Source organism: Streptomyces sp. NPDC002845, assembly GCF_053591955.1.
In genome coordinates this window covers 1-1,625 of the sequence record NZ_JBSFUU010000228.1, presented here as the reverse complement: position 1 = coordinate 1,625, position 1,625 = coordinate 1, and the positions used below count along the sequence as shown (strand labels likewise).

Below are 1,625 nucleotides of genomic sequence, written 5' to 3'. Positions count from 1 at the left end.
CCTCGATCCACCGCGTGAATTCTGATCACGGGTGTCGGGCGGGTTCGGGGTGTTTCTTCGGGGTGCGGGCAGCGGTGATCGCCGGGTGGCCGTCCGGTGCGGGGTCTCCAAGATCTTTCGGGTCGTGGGCGGGCAGGGCGGTCGTGTGGTTCAGGTGCGCATGCGCTGTCCGGTCGCTGTCCACAGGTCAGTGAAGTCGTCTTCCCAGCGCCAGTGCCTGGGCAGGTGGAGGGTGAGGCGGCGGGCGCTGGTGGCGATCCGGGCGGGGATGTTGATCAGGTGGCGGCGGATGGTGCCGGTCCGCGCCCTGGCGTGGAAGACGGAGGCGAGGTGGCCGGCGGCCCGGGTGAGGTTGTAGGCGGCGGCTGCGAGGGTGAGCCAGGCGGCGTTCGCGGTGAACTTCCCCGACGGCAGGTGGGCGAGCGCGGAGTCCTCCAGGTCGGCGAAGACCTGCTCGGCCTGGGCGTGTTCGCGGTGCATGGGTTCGGCCTGGGCCAGGACGAACGGGCTGTCGGTGAAGATGACGTGGTGGCGCCAGACGCCGAACAGCTCGGCCTGCCCCTCGGGCACGCTCTTGGGGTTCAGGCGCTTGACCCGGCGCACGATCAGCCGGGCGGTGGCGTGAAACGCCTTCTTCTTGCTGGTGAACGCGGTGAAGGGGACCTCGGCGATCTCGGCGTCGGAGATCCAGCGTTCCTCCTCGGCGTCCCAGACGGCGGCAGCGTACTTGATCGGCGTCCAGGCGTCCTCGGCGATGTGTGCGACGGCCTCACGGATCTTCTTCCTGACCGCGACCGCGAGGGAGAAGCGTGCGCCGGCCTTGCGGCAGACCTCGACGACCTTGTGGGAGAAGTACGCGGAGTCGGCGCGGACGATGATCTGCGCGGTGATACCCATCGCCCGCACCGTGGCCAGCGCCTCGCGCAGCAGACTCGCCGCACCCTTGCCGGAGTTGGCAGAGCCCTTGCGTAGCCTCGTTGCCACGATCACCGGCGCGCAGGTGCCCGTCTTGACCGTGACGATCTGGAAGTGCAGGCCGCGCTGCTTGGTGTAGCCGAAAGAGGCGCCCTGCTTGGCCGGGCCGTAGACCTGCTTGACCTTGGAGTCGATGTCGACGAACGCCACCTCGTCCCCGGTGGGCACCAGGCCGATGTGTGCGGCAAGGTTGCAGGTGAACGCCCGTGCGGCGGACTCCAGTTGCCGCACGTGCCCCCAGGTGAACGCGCGCAGGAACGTGCCCAGCGTCGACGGGGCACGCACCTCGCCGAACAACCGGGCCAGCGCACCGTGCCGCAGCACGTCCAGGTCGTCGATGCTGTCCGCCCCGGCCGTCATCCCGCCCACGATGCTCATGGCCTTCGCCTCGGCGGCCGTCCCGGCACCGTTCTTCGCACCGGTCAGCTTCACTTTCCCGGCCACCAGAGCGGGCAGGCCGCACCGCTCGGCCAGCCGGATCGTGGGGACCAGCCCGGCATGTGCGATGAGGTCGGCGTCGTCGAAGGCGGCGAACAGCGTCGCCGGGCTGTGGGAGACTTTCACTTCAGAGGTGCCTTGCTGTGTGCGGCTGATGGAAGCGTAGGAACTCCCATTATCGCAGGTCAGCAGGCACCTCTTCCTATTTCTCC

The 1,625-nt window shown here is 68.9% G+C and carries 1 protein-coding gene; it reads right to left on the bottom strand.

The annotated features are described in order from the left end of the window. Positions 1-150: 150 nt before the first annotated feature. Entirely contained in the window at positions 151-1,539 is a 1,389-nt protein-coding gene (locus tag ACWD3C_RS48520; RefSeq protein WP_451155229.1) for an IS1380 family transposase, read from the bottom strand. Between the last annotated feature and the right edge of the window lie 86 nt (positions 1,540-1,625).